The organism is Paraburkholderia caffeinitolerans (assembly GCF_902859945.1).
GTDB classification, from domain to species: domain Bacteria; phylum Pseudomonadota; class Gammaproteobacteria; order Burkholderiales; family Burkholderiaceae; genus Paraburkholderia; species Paraburkholderia caffeinitolerans.
This window is the reverse complement of record NZ_CADIKL010000005.1, coordinates 231565-245863: the sequence shown is the minus strand read 5'-3', so window position 1 is coordinate 245863 and position 14299 is coordinate 231565. Positions and strand designations below refer to the sequence as shown.

10 protein-coding genes are annotated in these 14299 nt (G+C 56.2%); 5 read left to right on the top strand and 5 right to left on the bottom strand.

The features are described from left to right. Window positions 1-165 precede the first annotated feature (165 nt). Window positions 166-1074: a LysR family transcriptional regulator gene (locus HV773_RS07055; RefSeq protein ID WP_115783737.1), complete on the bottom strand. Its 909-nt coding sequence runs from the start codon at window positions 1072-1074 to the stop codon at window positions 166-168. A gap of 118 nt (window positions 1075-1192) precedes the next feature. Here HV773_RS07055 and HV773_RS07050 point away from each other — a divergent pair, with 118 nt between their 5' ends. The 4 genes from HV773_RS07050 (at window position 1193) to HV773_RS07035 (ending at window position 7536) form a co-directional block, all read left to right on the top strand. Further along, the gene (locus tag HV773_RS07050) at window positions 1193-2674 is read left to right on the top strand and encodes a sulfatase-like hydrolase/transferase (RefSeq protein WP_229758336.1); all 1482 of its coding nucleotides are present in this window, start codon (window positions 1193-1195) and stop codon (window positions 2672-2674) included. 239 nt (window positions 2675-2913) lie between these two features. Further along, a complete protein-coding gene (locus HV773_RS07045) occupies window positions 2914-4197 on the top strand; it encodes an MFS transporter (RefSeq protein WP_115783735.1) in 1284 nt (427 codons plus the stop codon). Window positions 4198-4253: 56 nt separating this feature from the next. Next, window positions 4254-5423 (top strand): porin, encoded by a 1170-nt coding sequence (locus tag HV773_RS07040; RefSeq protein WP_115783734.1) that lies wholly within the window; start codon window positions 4254-4256, stop codon window positions 5421-5423. Window positions 5424-5634: 211 nt separating this feature from the next. Further along, entirely contained in the window at window positions 5635-7536 is a 1902-nt protein-coding gene (locus tag HV773_RS07035; protein ID WP_115783733.1) for a glycosyl hydrolase family 79 C-terminal domain-containing protein, read from the top strand. A 425-nt stretch (window positions 7537-7961) separates the two neighbouring features. Here HV773_RS07035 and HV773_RS07025 read toward each other — a convergent pair whose 3' ends face one another. Continuing rightward, window positions 7962-8423: a hypothetical protein gene (locus HV773_RS07025; RefSeq protein WP_115783732.1), complete on the bottom strand. Its 462-nt coding sequence runs from the start codon at window positions 8421-8423 to the stop codon at window positions 7962-7964. 406 nt (window positions 8424-8829) lie between these two features. After that, entirely contained in the window at window positions 8830-10158 is a 1329-nt protein-coding gene (locus tag HV773_RS07020; RefSeq protein WP_115783731.1) for an APC family permease, read from the bottom strand. 619 nt (window positions 10159-10777) lie between these two features. On the opposite strand from HV773_RS07020, the gene hisD reads away from it, so the two are divergent. After that, the gene (gene hisD, locus HV773_RS07015) at window positions 10778-12052 is read left to right on the top strand and encodes a histidinol dehydrogenase (protein ID WP_115783730.1); all 1275 of its coding nucleotides are present in this window, start codon (window positions 10778-10780) and stop codon (window positions 12050-12052) included. Window positions 12053-12262: 210 nt separating this feature from the next. On the opposite strand, the gene hemB is transcribed toward hisD, so the two are convergent. Further along, window positions 12263-13234: a porphobilinogen synthase gene (hemB, locus tag HV773_RS07010; RefSeq protein WP_115783729.1), complete on the bottom strand. Its 972-nt coding sequence runs from the start codon at window positions 13232-13234 to the stop codon at window positions 12263-12265. A gap of 138 nt (window positions 13235-13372) precedes the next feature. Continuing rightward, entirely contained in the window at window positions 13373-14068 is a 696-nt protein-coding gene (locus HV773_RS07005; protein WP_115783728.1) for a cupin domain-containing protein, read from the bottom strand. Window positions 14069-14299: the final 231 nt, after the last annotated feature.

Below are 14299 nucleotides of genomic sequence, written 5' to 3'. Positions count from 1 at the left end.
GAAACATTCGACATGGCCAACGACGCGTGGCCGCCGACCACTCGGCTTTGGCAAGCAGCTTGCGGATAGCGCCAATCGGTGCCGTAGTAAACGCCTATGGCTCGTCCGCGTAACTTGCGTGGCCGACAACTACGGCCAACGGCAGAAGGCCATGGCGTTCGGCGGTTACGGTTCAATGATCAGGGGAACAAGGATCGCGCGGGCGATATCGATAACCGCTCGGGAAGCAGCGCTAGGCGTGCGTCCTTCCACGTAACTCAAAACGATTGAACGTGTGAGGCTCGGGGACACGATCTTCGATGCCTGCAGTTGGCCGGCGTGCAGTTCCTCGCGGACAGCATGTCGCCCAAGGATTGCATAGATGTGCGAGGTAGCCACTAGATGTTTTTGAAGCGGAATCGAATCGCATTCGATTGGCACGTTTATCTTGATGCCCTTCCGACGGGCATGATGCTCCAGCAGATCCCGGGAGACATTTGGATGCCCTGCAAGAACCAAAGGTATTTCGGCTAGCTTGGAAAACTCAACGGTCGCCGAACTCGTTAGGACATCACCCGGGGGGCCAATCAGCGCGGTCGACAGCGTACCAATGCGTATATCCGAGCGTCGTTCCTCCTTTGTGTTTCTCAGCACAACGCCAAAATCGATTGCTTGAGCCTCAAGCCACTCCGATATTTGTCTCCCAGGCCCATCAAAAATGTGCAAATGGATCTCCGGAAATGCTTCGGTGATCCGCTCATAAAGGGAACTCGTAAAGTCTCTGCTAATTGACGATAGTATGCCCACCTTAACCGTTCCCGCCGGCATGTTTGCCGCGCGGCGTACGTCGCGCGAAAGCTGATTGCCTTCCTCTAACCATGCAACAACTCGCGGGTATATACGGGCGCCGGCTTCGTTGAGCCTGACACCGCGGCCAGTACGCTCGAAAAGCCTGCCGCCGCAAATCTTTTCGATTGTCGCAAGTTGGCGACTTACCACGGACTGCGCCACGTCGCGGGCGCTCGCGACGCGGGTAACGCTTCCATACTCCACGATCTGCACAAACAGTCTCCACAACTGCACATCCATATCCATGGAATACCTTTCAAGCTATGTCTGGATTGACCATCTTGCATCTAGGTGGATGGCGCTTTCATCGCTAGATTATCACCTGGCGGCATTGTAAAAATTCTGACGATCTATGAGGAGCGACGTGGCACAGCCAAACGTTTTGTTTATCGCGGTTGATCAGTGGCCCGGAGCCTTGCTCGGTTGTGCCGGGCATCCCTCCGTGCTGACACCAACTATCGATCATCTTGCGCGCCTCGGTACGCGTTACACCCGGGCATATTCAGAATCGCCCATCTGTATCCCGGCACGGCGATCGATGATGACGGGACTGAGTCCGCGTGGGCACGGTGACCGCTCGTTCAAGCCTGCAGAGCGTCTTCCCGAGGGGCCACTGCTGGCCCAATGTTTTCGCGATGCCGGCTATCAGGCAACGGCGATCGGCAAGCTTCACGTGTTTCCGCAACGCGCGCGAATCGGCTTCGACGACACGATTCTCGCGGAGGAAGGTCGACTGGAACTCGGTACGACTGACGATTACGATACTTACCTAACCGAACATGGGCACGCAGGCGAACAATTCATGCACGGAATGTCGAACAACGACTACATGTTCCGCCCGTGGCATCTAGAAGAGGCACACCACGTCACAAACTGGACGGCGCGCGCGGCTGCGAGGGCAATCAAGCGCCGAGATCCGGACCGGCCGGGATTCTGGCACGTATCGTTCACGCATCCGCACCCACCTTTGGCGCCGCTCGCGTCTTACATCGAAATGTATGACAGGTTGCCGATCGACGAACCAAATGCCGGTACCTGGTCCGAAAGGCTTGAAACGCTACCACAGGCTCTTCAGATCGTACGCGCATACTGGCCGGCGGAGCATAGCGCCCATGTTTTAAGGGGAATCCGGCAGGCTTACTACGCCTTGTGCACCCACATCGACCATCAGATAAGGGTACTGTTCGGTACTCTGCGTGACGAGGGAATTCTTGACGACACGGTGATCGCACTCGTCTCTGATCACGGAGACATGCTGGGTGAGCACGGCCTCTGGGGCAAGTGCGTGTTCTATGAACGCGCCGCGAACGTCCCATTCATCCTCGTCGGAACGGCGAGCTGCAAGCGAATCGGCCGCGGCGTTACAGACGACCGTCTCGTCGCCCTTCAGGACATCATGCCGACCTTGCTCGATCTTGCCGGCCTTCCAATTCCGGAAACGCTCGACGGTATGTCAGCCGTCGGCGCCGAGCGCCGCGAGTTTCTCTATGGTGAATGCCGAGAGATGCGAAGCGCGACCCGCATGATGCACGACGGGCGACACAAGTTGATCTGGTATCCCGCGGGGAACCAGATACAGCTTTTTGATCTCACCGCGGACCCAACCGAAATGCTCGATTTATCGGTCGATCCGGCATACGCCAAAGTTCGAACAAGACTCGAGCATGAACTCGCAAAATGCCTGTACGGATGCGACGAAGCGTGGGTCACGGATGGGCGCCTCATTGGATATCAGCCGGACGAATACACGCCGGAGGCTTCGCGCACTTTCGCGAATCAGCGCGGCCTTCATTATCCGCCGCCCCCTCTGGTCAACCCGGAGAAGAGCGGCGCAATGGCCAGGTAGGTTGCGTTGTGTGCACTAGGGAACGCCCAGTTGGCGGGCAGCGGAGAAAGAAGTCACCGCATCGACCACAGCGAACAAACAGACCTCTGACAGGACGGCGACCTATCCCTCGGGGAAGCCGTACCAAGACATATGAGGCTCGACGGCACCCAGACGGGACTGGCGAGATTGCCTTTCCTATCCGTCGGATGCCTGATCGAGTCGATAGAACTCACATCAAGAGAGAACGGAGACTAGGAATGAAGGAGCGAATGGTTTTAGGGCTTAGATGGTGGATCATAGGACTGGTTTCGGCGGGCATAACGCTGAACTACCTCTCACGGAGTTCGTTGTCCGTCGCCATTCCGGAGCTTAACAAGCACTTCAGCATTTCGACTGAACAATATTCCTACATCGTTTCCGCATTCCAAGGGGCATACATGATTGTGCAGCCTTTATGCGGCTACGTGCTTGATATCGTCGGTACAAAAATTGGCTTCGCCGTATTCGCAGTTGCGTGGGCATTGGCGAACATGCTGCACGGGCTGGCGACGGGATGGATCTCTTTTGCGTTCTTCCGCGGACTCCTTGGCGCCACAGAATCCGCAGTGATTCCAGCATCGGTCAAGGTCGTCTCTGAATGGTTTCCCGACAAGGAAAAGTCGATTGCGACAGGATGGTTTAACTCAGGAACATCTCTCGGGGCCATGTTCGCACCACCTCTGGTCGTGTGGTGCATCCTCCACTACAACTGGCAAATGGCGTTCATCGTCACCGGAGGGCTGAGCTTGATTTGGGTCGTCGTGTGGCTCGCAGTCTACGACCTTCCCCAAAAGCACAAATGGCTTGGCTCTGGCGAGCGCTCAACCATCATCGAAGGGCAAGCGATCGTTCAGAAGGTGAAAGGCCACTGGACCGTTATGCTGCGTTCCCGTGTCCTGTGGGGAATCATGATTTCACGATTTCTCGCAGCGCCAGCATGGGCGACCTTCAGCTTCTGGATTCCAATCTACCTCTCATCCGTTCGGCACATGAGCCTCAAGGAGATCGGCATGTTCGCGTGGTTGCCGTTCCTTGCGGCAGATCTGGGCAGCATCGTGGGAGGATACCTCTGCCCGAGTTTTCAGAAGTGGTTTAACGTTCATCTCGTGACCTCGCGCAAGCTGGTGGTGGTCTTTGGCGCGCTCCTTATGATCGGACCCGCGTGCATCGGATTGGCTACCGACAAATATGTAGCAGTTTTCCTGTTCTGTATCGGCGGTTTTGCGCACCAGGCCCTTTCCGGGGCACTTCTTACACTTCCTGCTGACGTCTTCCAGCGCGAAGAAGTCGCAACGGCCAGCGGATGGACAGGCACGGCGGCATGGTTAGGAAGCTCAGTCTTCTCCCTGATCATCGGGGCGCTCGCCACGAAGATCGGATACAACCCGTTGTTCGCCTGTCTCGTGATGTTCGACGCGCTCGGGGCCATCGTCCTCTGGGTAATGGTTCCTTCCAAGAGAAATAACGAGATTCGGATCACCGGGCTAGGTCAGCAGGCTTGAGGCAGCCCATAAGACACTTTCGACAATTAACTATCCATAGAGCGTGAGGCGAGTAGATGAAAAGCAAGACACTGAACCACGGTGTGCTGTTGGCAGCGATGTACGGCACGAATGTGTTCGCCCAGAGTAGCGTAACGCTTTACGGTGCGGTAGATGACGCAGTCACGTATGTGAACAATCAGAAAGGCCATTCCAACGTTTACTTGCGCTCGGGAAATCTCACGACGTCAGTCTGGGGATTGACTGGGGTAGAGGACCTCGGCGGCGGCTTGGCAACGATCTTCCAGGTCGAGTCGAGTTTTGATATGAATTCTGGTGCTGCGACGACATCTGGCCTCATCTTCAATCGACAAGCGTACCTGGGGCTGAGGGACCAGAAATACGGGACCGTCACGATGGGACGTCAGTACACCCCCTATTTCCTGCTCGTCGGTCCTCTTGCACCCGCTGCGACCATGGCTGGTGCGGTGGGAGCGCAACCAGGCGACATCGACAGCCTGGACAAGACCACGCGCGCCAATAGCTCTGTGACCTACACCTCGCCGGTCTTTCGCGGCCTTCAGGCTAGCGCAATGTATGGCTTTGGCGGGAACCCGGGCAGCATCGGTAGTGGACAGACTATCAGCGCTGCACTGCAGTATTCTTCCGGTCCGCTTGGAGTCGCAGCGGGCTACTTGCGGATGGATAATGCACAGCCGGGCGTCGTGTTCGGATCAACTTCAAGTGCATCACTGGGAACGACGGTCGTCAATCAAGGTTACCTTACTGCTAGCCGGATTGAGGATGCTGCGATCGCGGCAAACTACACGATCGGAGCTCTCCGACTCGGAGCTGTCTATGCGAACGTTCGGTATCTCCCGGGTAACCAGTCGGCGTTCCTTGACACCGCAGTCTTCAATAATTACGGCATCTTCGGGACTTATCGCATACGTCCGGACCTGGAGTCGGCCGCTGCAGTGAGCTACACGGTCGCGTCGAAGGCCAACACTATCCAAGATCGCGCAAAATATCTTCTGTTTTCCCTTAAGCAGGCCTATTTGCTTTCCAAACGAACGACGCTCTATGCGCTCGAGGGGTTCACTCACGCGACCGGAAAGACCCTCGGTGCCAGTGGTATCAAGACAATTGTGGCTGCCGCTCCAGTTGTCGGCGATTCTCAAAATCTCACACCGTCGTCGACACCGAATCAGGTCGTAGTTATGCTCGGTATCGCGAGCAAATTTTGACATCGGAACATGTAGTTCACCTATGCATCGAGTTTAATAGGTGGAAGTCTTAACCCCGATTCCGCCCCGTTACGTTATGAATCTCAGCGGGGGAAATCTATTTCCCAAAAGACAAAAAGCTCGCCTTCCAACGGACTCCAATAAGCCGGTCGGTAAGGTGAAAGATAATTTTCGAGACAGACAGCAAATCAAATTAATATAGGAGGATTTCATGAGGAACGCGAAGACATCAACCTCGATTTGTCAGCTTGCCTCCTGCGAGGACAAGCTCACGGCGGCTGATATGGGTGCTGGACTTTCCCTCGGAAGGTGCGGGCGGTACCCGTGGTTTCTTGCATTTTCGGTCGCGTCAACCCTCCTGACTGCTTGTGGTGGTTCGGATGTGGGAACCAATCCCATAGCTCAGTTTTCCGCGGACAGAACCGCAGTTAGCCAGGGACAAGCAGTCACGCTCTCGTGGAGCGCGCCAAACGCCCAAAGCGTCACGCTAAGTGGCGTGTCAGCAACCGCGGCGTCCTCGGCGGTCGTCGTACCATCGCAAAGCACCACATATACCCTGACCGCGTCCAATTCGTCTGGTGGAATATTTACGAAGACAATAGCCGTGAGCGTCGCCAGTTCCACCCCGATGGCAACAGTCACAGTCGATCCAACTCATCCGGGAACACAAATCCCGAGTGGTTACATCGGCTTCTCACATCCGTGGGGACAAGCCCAACTATTGATGGGTGACCCTGCAATCAGTGTTAATCCGATCTATCGGCAGTTGTTGAAGAACATAACGAAATTCGGCGGTGGACCGGTATCAATCCGAATAGGCGGCACAGTTAGTGACTCGACCACCGAGCCAAATTCGGGAACCGTGCGAGCCTTTGCACAGCTTGCAAATGATCTCTCGGCAGAGGGATCCGGTGCTACGTTCATTTTGGGGATCAACTTTGCCGCGAACAATGTGACGCTCGGATCGGACCAGGTTAGGGAATATACGCACGACATGCCTGCCGGCTCCTTGCAGTCGATTGAACTGGGAAACGAACCAGACCTTTACGCGTATCAGGGAGTTCGAACCTCCCCGTATTCCTTCACTCAATATACCAATGAGGTTCGTGCGTTCACACAGGGAATTTTGAGCAATGTGCCTAATAGCCCGTTGTTCACAGCACCTTCCGACGCATTCTACCCACAGGATCCAACTACAGCTGCGATCGCAGGATCCTTCCTTTCGGCAGCAGGATTGACAAATCTTTTGAACCAGTCTGGATCCGTCATGGCAAACGTCAGCCAGCATTCCTACATCACAACGGGAGGTGCTTGCGGGGGGGCGCCGAAATCCGGTCTGCTTCTTCAAGCATCCTCGTCATCGACGAATCCTTCATACGCTGTACCGTTCGCAGCGGTCGCAAAGGCAGCAGACAAGCCGTACCGGATTGACGAAATGAATTCAATATCGTGCGAGGGGCAGGACGGCATTAGCAACGCGTTTGAGGAGGCTCTTTGGGCACCTGACGCCATGTTTGAGTACGCGAAAGCAGGGGCAACGGGCGTAAATATGATATCGAAGAACTGGAACAGGTTCAGTGCCTGGGATGTTTATGGAGCATTCAACTTCAACATTCCCGAAGCTCAGTACAGCAACCTGGCGAATATCGCGGTCAAGACGTGGACGCCTCCTTCCGGTACCCAATGGTCCAATGGCTATTCGCTCCGGACGGTCCAGGCACTTTATTACGGGATGCTCCTATTTGCAGAGGCGGCAGAGAACCAGTCTAGCCTTCTGCCCGTGACGCTCACGACGTCTGCGAATCTGAAGGCATGGGCAACGCTTGACCCGACGACGAAAAAGGTCAACGTGTTGATCATCAACAAGGATCAGCAAAACTACGGAAACGTCAGCGTGAATGTGCCCGGTTTTACGAGCGCGGCGATTGAACGCATGCGTGCACCGGCCTTTACGTCCAAGAGCGGAATTAGCCTTGGGGGTCAGACCTTTGATGGTAGCGTGGATGGCGTCCCCGTCGGTATCAAGTATGCGGAGACTGCGGCAGCGCAAAACGGCGCGTTTAACGTAGCAGTTGAGCCGACGAGCGCGGTCCTCGTTACCTTGTCGAAATAGAGATTAGCGCCGCCGCTTAATACGCCCCGTTGGGCGCAGATGGCGGCGCTTGCACCTATTGTGTAGCCCGATCACGTCCGCTGGCGATCATTGACCAAGCCAACGAGTTCCCGTACCTGCCGGCGAGCGAGCCATCTATCGACTTACGACCGGTGAACATGATAGGACTCTGGGGGTTCACTGGTCCAGCGCCTGCCCAACTTGTCCTATGAAAGAGCGATGTTTACCCAGCGACTATCGCCGCATCCGAGATGCTGAGCAGCACATTAGTTCAAATTCCTGGAGAGTTGCAAGCTTAAATCACCCTAGATTGGTAGAAAGATGTAGCCGGGCTGGATCCGCCCCGTAATTGAGGCGGGTTTGAAGCCTGTGATGGGGTTCCGTGTTTAGTTCGATTGACACCAGCCCGCACCAAAGTAGAACACCTAGATCGCACCGGCCAAACAGATCTCAAACAGCACCAGGGCCATTAGCGTGTCGTGCCCACTGCACCAGGCTTCACGCGCTACAACGTTGAAGTGTGCAACGGGAACCCGACGCCCGGCGCGCAGGCGGCGCCGGGGTACGTAGAGATGTGCACGAACGAGGTTGAGGACGACGTGGCCGCGTTGGGTGGACCTGAGTTCCGAGGCTGTGATGTCGGTGCCGAGCAGGCGGGCCATAATCGTGCGCTCGCGGCGCTGGGCCAAAGAGTCGGTAGGCTGTGGCTGAACAAGCTTCTGCAGATGCAGGTCCGCGGCTTCGCTTAGATAGTCCAGGCGGGGATCTTCGTTTGGCCACGCGACGGCGTACGCGAACTCCGCCGCGGGGTTGCTTTTGCGAAGGTCGCGATCAATGAGGTGTCGCGAAGGGACTTGCCCCCCAAGCTGTTGCGCATGCTCGTTCAAAAAAAGAGCCCGCGCGTTGGCGGGCCGAATCCACTCCTCGGAGATGTGGAGGAATCGTATCTTCGATTGAATAGCTTGCCCAATTGCTCGGATACTGGGGCCAATTTCTTGTCGCTGTTTTTCCGACCGTGACTAGCTTTTCAGCTCCCAACTGCGAGTCGGCGGACCACAATCTTCGTCAGTTGTATCCCAACACAGCCGCGTCGGATGCCTCTGGCCGTTCGTCGATGTTCCGCGCGATGGTCGACAATGGCGCGCACAACAGCTTTCGATATGAACTCGAATCAGCCGATCTAGCTTCCGGAGTGCTCAGGTGCCTGCATAATGCGGTCCGATCGTCAGTGGCGCCAGCGGAAAATGTTTTGCTTCGCATGTGAACCTCGATAAAAAAAGCACGGCAATTACGTCAATGAACACCGTTCGACATATGAAGCTCGGGCGGCGGGACTCGAAAGAAGCGCGTGAGATATCCCAGATAGACGACGCCGATGGCGAGCCACGACAGTCCGAGCATCACTGCGTTGCGGTCAAGGCTCAACATCAGTGCGATAGTGGAGGCAATACCGAGCACCGGAAGCAATGCATGCATGACCGTGCTCTTCATCCCGCGCGTTCCAAGCCGCAACCGATAATGGAAGATAACGGAGAGGTTCACGAGGGTGAAGGTAAGAAACGCCCCGAAGTTGATGAATGATGTCGAGGTTGTGACGTCCATCTTCAGCGCAAGCAATGCGAACGCTGCGGTCAACAGAATCGTGAACACTGGCGTCTGAAAGCGAGGGCTAAGGTAGGCAAAAATCCTTTTTGGGAACACCGAGTCGCGACCCAGCGCGAAGAGAAGCCGAGAGGCGCTGGCTTGAGCAGCGATGCCCGATGCAAATTGGCCAACGACCATGCCAATGAGAAACAACATAACGAAAACGTCGCCGCCGATGTTTTTCGCGATTTCGTTGGCCGCGGAATCTGCGTCGACAAAAGACGTGGAGGGATGCGCCACTTGAACGATGTAAGACATCGCCACAAAGATGCCGCCGCCAATCAGGGTCACTAGCAAAATCGCCTTAGGTACAGTTCGCTGAGGGTCTTTCGTCTCCTCAGTCAGTGTACTTACTGCGTCGAAACCGAGATACGAATAGCAGGCGATACCCGCACCGGTCATCACGAGGGGGAGGCTAGCACCGTTGCTCCCGAACGGAGTGAGCGTAAACAGAGGCTTCGTTGGGTCACCGAGAACGTAGTGGACGCACAGCGCCCCGAACGCAATCATAACGAGGCACTGCAAAACCAGCAGTGTCACATTCAGCTTGGCTGCGAGCTTCAGACCAATAATGTTGATGGCAGACGAAATAACAATGAAGCCCGGCAGCCAAACGGACTGCGGCACCGTTCGAATGACTGAGTGCAGGTACGCGGCACCAATCAGCCAAATAGCCATCGGTAAGAACAGATAGTCGAGCAGGATGGACCAACCAGTGAGAAACCCCAGGCGCGGGTCGATGGCCTTACTCACATACGTGTACGAGGAGCCCGAAACCGGGTACGCGCGGCACATGTGCGCATAACTGAGCGCGGTGAGAAACATCGCAACCAGTGCCACGAGGTACGACAGAGGTGCCCGGCCGCCGCTAGCTTGCGACAAAATCCCGAACGTTCCCAGAACAATGATGGGCGCCATCAAACCTACGCCGAGCAATACAAGTGACGATAGGGAGAGGGTTCGTTTCAGACTGGACATAGATGAGTGCGTGGCGGTTGGTGCGGTTGCTAGAAACCGTGGGCTGATTGCGCGGCTCCGCAATGCCGAACCGGGTGGACGTTAAAACAGGCTAATGGACTGTATATTGTCCGTTGCGAATTTGGACGTCAACCCTCGCCAGCCCTTCTTCAGCCGTATCGACGCCTTTTGCGGGTAAACCTCTACCTTTCTCTGTCGAGAAACCTATCGACTGTTCCACGTCGCAGCGCTCGACGCAGGCATAAACACCCATGGAAATTAAAATTTCCACTTCTTCGCTACCTGAAGAGGGGATTCGACGCCGTCAAGGCCCGTCCAATTCGCCCATCTTATGCACCGGACGCATAGGCTCTAGGGAAAAACACTGATGCAGCGGCGGAGTATTTTGTGTTCATATGGGCGTTATAACGTCCATATGAATCTTCGTTCGTTTCCAGTTTGCTCCGACGCGCCACATACGCCGACAGGCCGTTCTCTCCGCGATTCCCAGCAATTACCGGTGCAACTGCTTTCCCTGACCAGGGGCGGCATAGGAAAGACGAAGTCCAGATGTGCGTTTAAACGTCCAGTAGTACCGTTGTTTTTTCCATCAACTGTGTCAAAGTCATTGAGGCAAAACATGAGCGCCATTCCGGGCACCACGTACATTAAAGAACCGTCGACCGTAACGACCGCCGAAGAGAATCAACTGCGAGACCTCGTCGCCGGGATTATCAAGGATGTGGCGACTCGGGGTGATGCAGCGCTTCGCGAGTACAACAAGAAGTTCGACAAGTTCGACCAGGAAGCCATCGAAGTCACCGCGGAGGAAATCGAAGCTGCTGGTCGGCAGTGCGACGACAAGCTACTTGAAGACATGAAGTTCGGCATCGAACGCGTGACACAGTTCGCGAAGGCGCAGCTGGCGACGATGAAAGACCTCGAGGTCGAAACCATTCCGGGGCTGCACCTCGGCCACCGCCTGATTCCGATCCAGCGTGCTGGTTGCTACGTACCCGGTGGCCGCTATCCACTGCTCTCGTCGGCCCAGATGACCGTCATCCCCGCAAAGGTCGCGGGCGTCAAGGAAATCATCGTGTGTACGCCGCCGAATGTGCACCCCGCAGTTCTGTATGCTGCACACCTCTCTGGCGCGACCAAGATTTTCAAGGTCGGCGGCGCACAAGCGATTGCCGCGCTGGCCTACGGTACGGAGTCGATTCCGCGCGTAGACAAGATTGTCGGTCCGGGCAACAAGTTCGTGAACGAAGCGAAGCGTCAGGTGTTTGGTCTGGTCGGCATTGACCAACTGGCCGGCCCGAGCGAGATCGGCATTCTCGCTGACGAAACGGCCGACCCGAAGGTACTCGCGGCTGACCTGCTCGGCCAAGCCGAACACGATGTCGAAGCTCGTGCAATTCTGATGACGACATCGCGTGAAGTCGGTGAAGCGACGCTACGCGAGATGGACCGTCAACTGGCTATCCTGTCGACGCGTGAGGTTGCTGAGCCTGCCTGGCGCAAGCACGGAGGCATCGTCCTGTGCGATAGCGAGGAGTCGATGATTGCCTATTCGGACGAATTTGCGGCGGAGCACTTGCAAATCCATACGAAGAACGCGAAGGAACTCGCGCTACGCTTGACAAATTACGGTTCGCTGTTTATTGGCGACAAGGCGTCGGTCGTGTTCTCCGACAAAATTGCCGGCACGAACCATACGTTGCCGACACGCAGTGCTGGCCGCTACACCGGCGGCCTATGGGTAGGCTCCTTCATCAAGACAGTCACTCATCAATGGGTCGAGCAAAAGGCCGTCGACGTGATTGCGCCTATCTGTGTGCGGCAGTCGCACCGTGAAGCTCTGGATGCTCACCGTATCGCGGCGGAGATTCGCCTCAACTACGACGTCATCTAAAGCCCCAGAACGCGCCTAAGAGTGCCGCTACCTGCTCGTTGGAAACGAGGGGGTAGGCGGCGTTCTCGTCTTTCTTTCGACGATTCTGGACGTCGCCCGACAGGTTGAAGCAACCTGACATCCGAGCCCCTCGCAAGGGTTGCGTGCCAAATATGCGGTGGGACGTTGCGGCGCCAAGGCGCTGCAGCCTCCGTTTGATGATAGCGCGCGTCAAATGCCTTGCAGCGCGAGGTCCATCGCGAAGTAGGTGAAAATCATGTCGGCGCCGGCGCGCTTGATTGCGCCAATCGTTTCGCGCACCACGCGCGCTTCATCAATCGCCCCAGCCGCCGCAGCGAACTTAATCATGGCGTACTCTCCGCTCACCTGGTAAGCGCCAAGTGGAAGACGAGTGGCATCGCGAATCTCACGGATGATGTCCAGATAGGCGCCAGCCGGCTTAACCATCAGCGCGTCGGCACCCTCGGCTTCGTCCGCGAGCGATTCGCGGACTGCTTCCCGGCGGTTCATCGGATTCATCTGGTAGGCCTTTCGGTCCCCTAGAAGTGCACTCTCAGCCGCTTCGCGGAACGGACCGTACAGGGCGGACGCAAACTTCGTCGAATACGAGAACACCGGGGTGCCCGTCAGGCCATTGGCATCCAACGCTGCCCGTATAGCGGCAACCTGGCCATCCATGGCAGCGGACGGTGCGATAACGTCGGCACCTGCTTGCGCCGCAGCCACAGCCTGTTTTCCAAGGTTCAGGAGCGTGGCGTCGTTCTCGACATCACCGTTGTGCACCACCCCGCAATGACCGTGGGTTGTGTATTCGCAAAAGCAGGTGTCGGACATAACAATCATGTCCGGGACGGACTTCTTGATGCGAGACGCCATGCGTGCGACCAGCCCGTCGGGGCGCCACGTGTCGCTGCCAGCGTGGTCCTTGTGATGGGATATACCGAATGTCATCACCGACTTGATACCGGCTCGCGCATACTTTTCAATCTCGCGTTCCAATTTGTTCTCGGGGATGCGAGATACGCCTGGCATCGACTTAATCGGCGTGAAGTCGGTTGTGCCCTCGTCAACAAAAATCGGGAGCACGAGGTCGTCCAGTGAAAACTCGACCTCGGTGAATAGTTCGCGAAGGGCCGGAGAACGGCGGAGGCGGCGCAGCCGCGTGAAAGTGGGGGTGTTCAACTTTTTGGTCCAGTCGGTCAACGGCTTGTGGTATGTGCACCGATGGGGTTATGTGGCAACCAGGGTTTCATCGAAACGAGCAATAACCTCGCGGCCTGTGCTCATCATCTGTCGCGCCGCTGCGAGCCCATAAGCCACTTAGAAAGTCGGTGGGGAAACTGCACTGATAACTTCGCACACCTCGTCGAACGGGTTAAACATCCGATGGGGTATGCGACTGTCAAAGTAGTACGCCTCACCTTTGGAAAGACAGCGTTCGCGGCCGCCTACGACAATCATCAACTTGCCGGAAATAACGACCCCACATTCCTCAGCCTGATGCGAATAGGGCTCACCGGTATCTGCGCCGGGCGCGTAGCACTCCGTCAGCATCATGATTGCCTTACCACTCAGATTTTTGCCAATCTGACGATAGGAGAGACTCTTGCCGTCGGCAAGTTCAATCAGCTCGTCTTTACCGAAGAATATCTGCTCCTCGGTTTGGGCTTCCGCATCTGCAAAGAACTGACTCATTGGGATGCGAAGTGCATCAAGGATGCGCTTCATTGAGCCGACCGAGGGGCTGGTCTTGTTGGCTTCAATCTGCCCAATCGTGCTGTGTGTCAAGCCCGCAACTTCCGCGAGCGCCCTAATACTTAGCCCATGTTTGATTCGAAGTTCGCGTAGCCTGTTTCCTATATTCAGGTCATCTGAGGATGGTTCGTCGACGGGCGCGCGTTCGATATTTGGGATTGTGTTTGCGGTTATTACCTTTCGCTTTGCGCCGCCGGAGTCTCGCGCCTTGGCCTTCGACGTGCGCTCCTCGGCATCGCGCGGTACAGCTGCCTGCTGCATGACTGGTCCTTTGGCGGTAGCCAGGTTGGTGGATATTTTAACATCCATGAGTATCAAATAGTACACTGCCACAAAAGTTAAGCAAACACATAGACTTAGCTTGGGCAACGCGTCCCGTCTTCTCGCCAAGGGCCGTATCAAGGGTCAGTTGGCGTCTTGTGCTCCGATTCCGTCGTCTTGAGCCCCGCAGTCCTTCGACATCCCCCGCGGTCAGCCGGGTTTTTGTCGCGG

What these genes read in the sequence shown, in the direction of transcription:
- HV773_RS07035 (WP_115783733.1), top strand. Translation starts at nt 5,635, where the DNA reads ATGAGGAACGCGAAGACATCAACCTCGATTTGTCAGCTTGCCTCCTGC.
- HV773_RS07040 (WP_115783734.1), top strand. Translation starts at nt 4,254, where the DNA reads ATGAAAAGCAAGACACTGAACCACGGTGTGCTGTTGGCAGCGATGTAC.
- HV773_RS07045 (WP_115783735.1), top strand. Translation starts at nt 2,914, where the DNA reads ATGAAGGAGCGAATGGTTTTAGGGCTTAGATGGTGGATCATAGGACTG.
- HV773_RS07020 (WP_115783731.1), bottom strand. Translation starts at nt 10,158, where the DNA reads ATGTCCAGTCTGAAACGAACCCTCTCCCTATCGTCACTTGTATTGCTC.
- HV773_RS07055 (WP_115783737.1), bottom strand. Translation starts at nt 1,074, where the DNA reads ATGGATATGGATGTGCAGTTGTGGAGACTGTTTGTGCAGATCGTGGAG.
- HV773_RS07005 (WP_115783728.1), bottom strand. Translation starts at nt 14,068, where the DNA reads ATGCAGCAGGCAGCTGTACCGCGCGATGCCGAGGAGCGCACGTCGAAG.
- hisD (WP_115783730.1), top strand. Translation starts at nt 10,778, where the DNA reads ATGAGCGCCATTCCGGGCACCACGTACATTAAAGAACCGTCGACCGTA.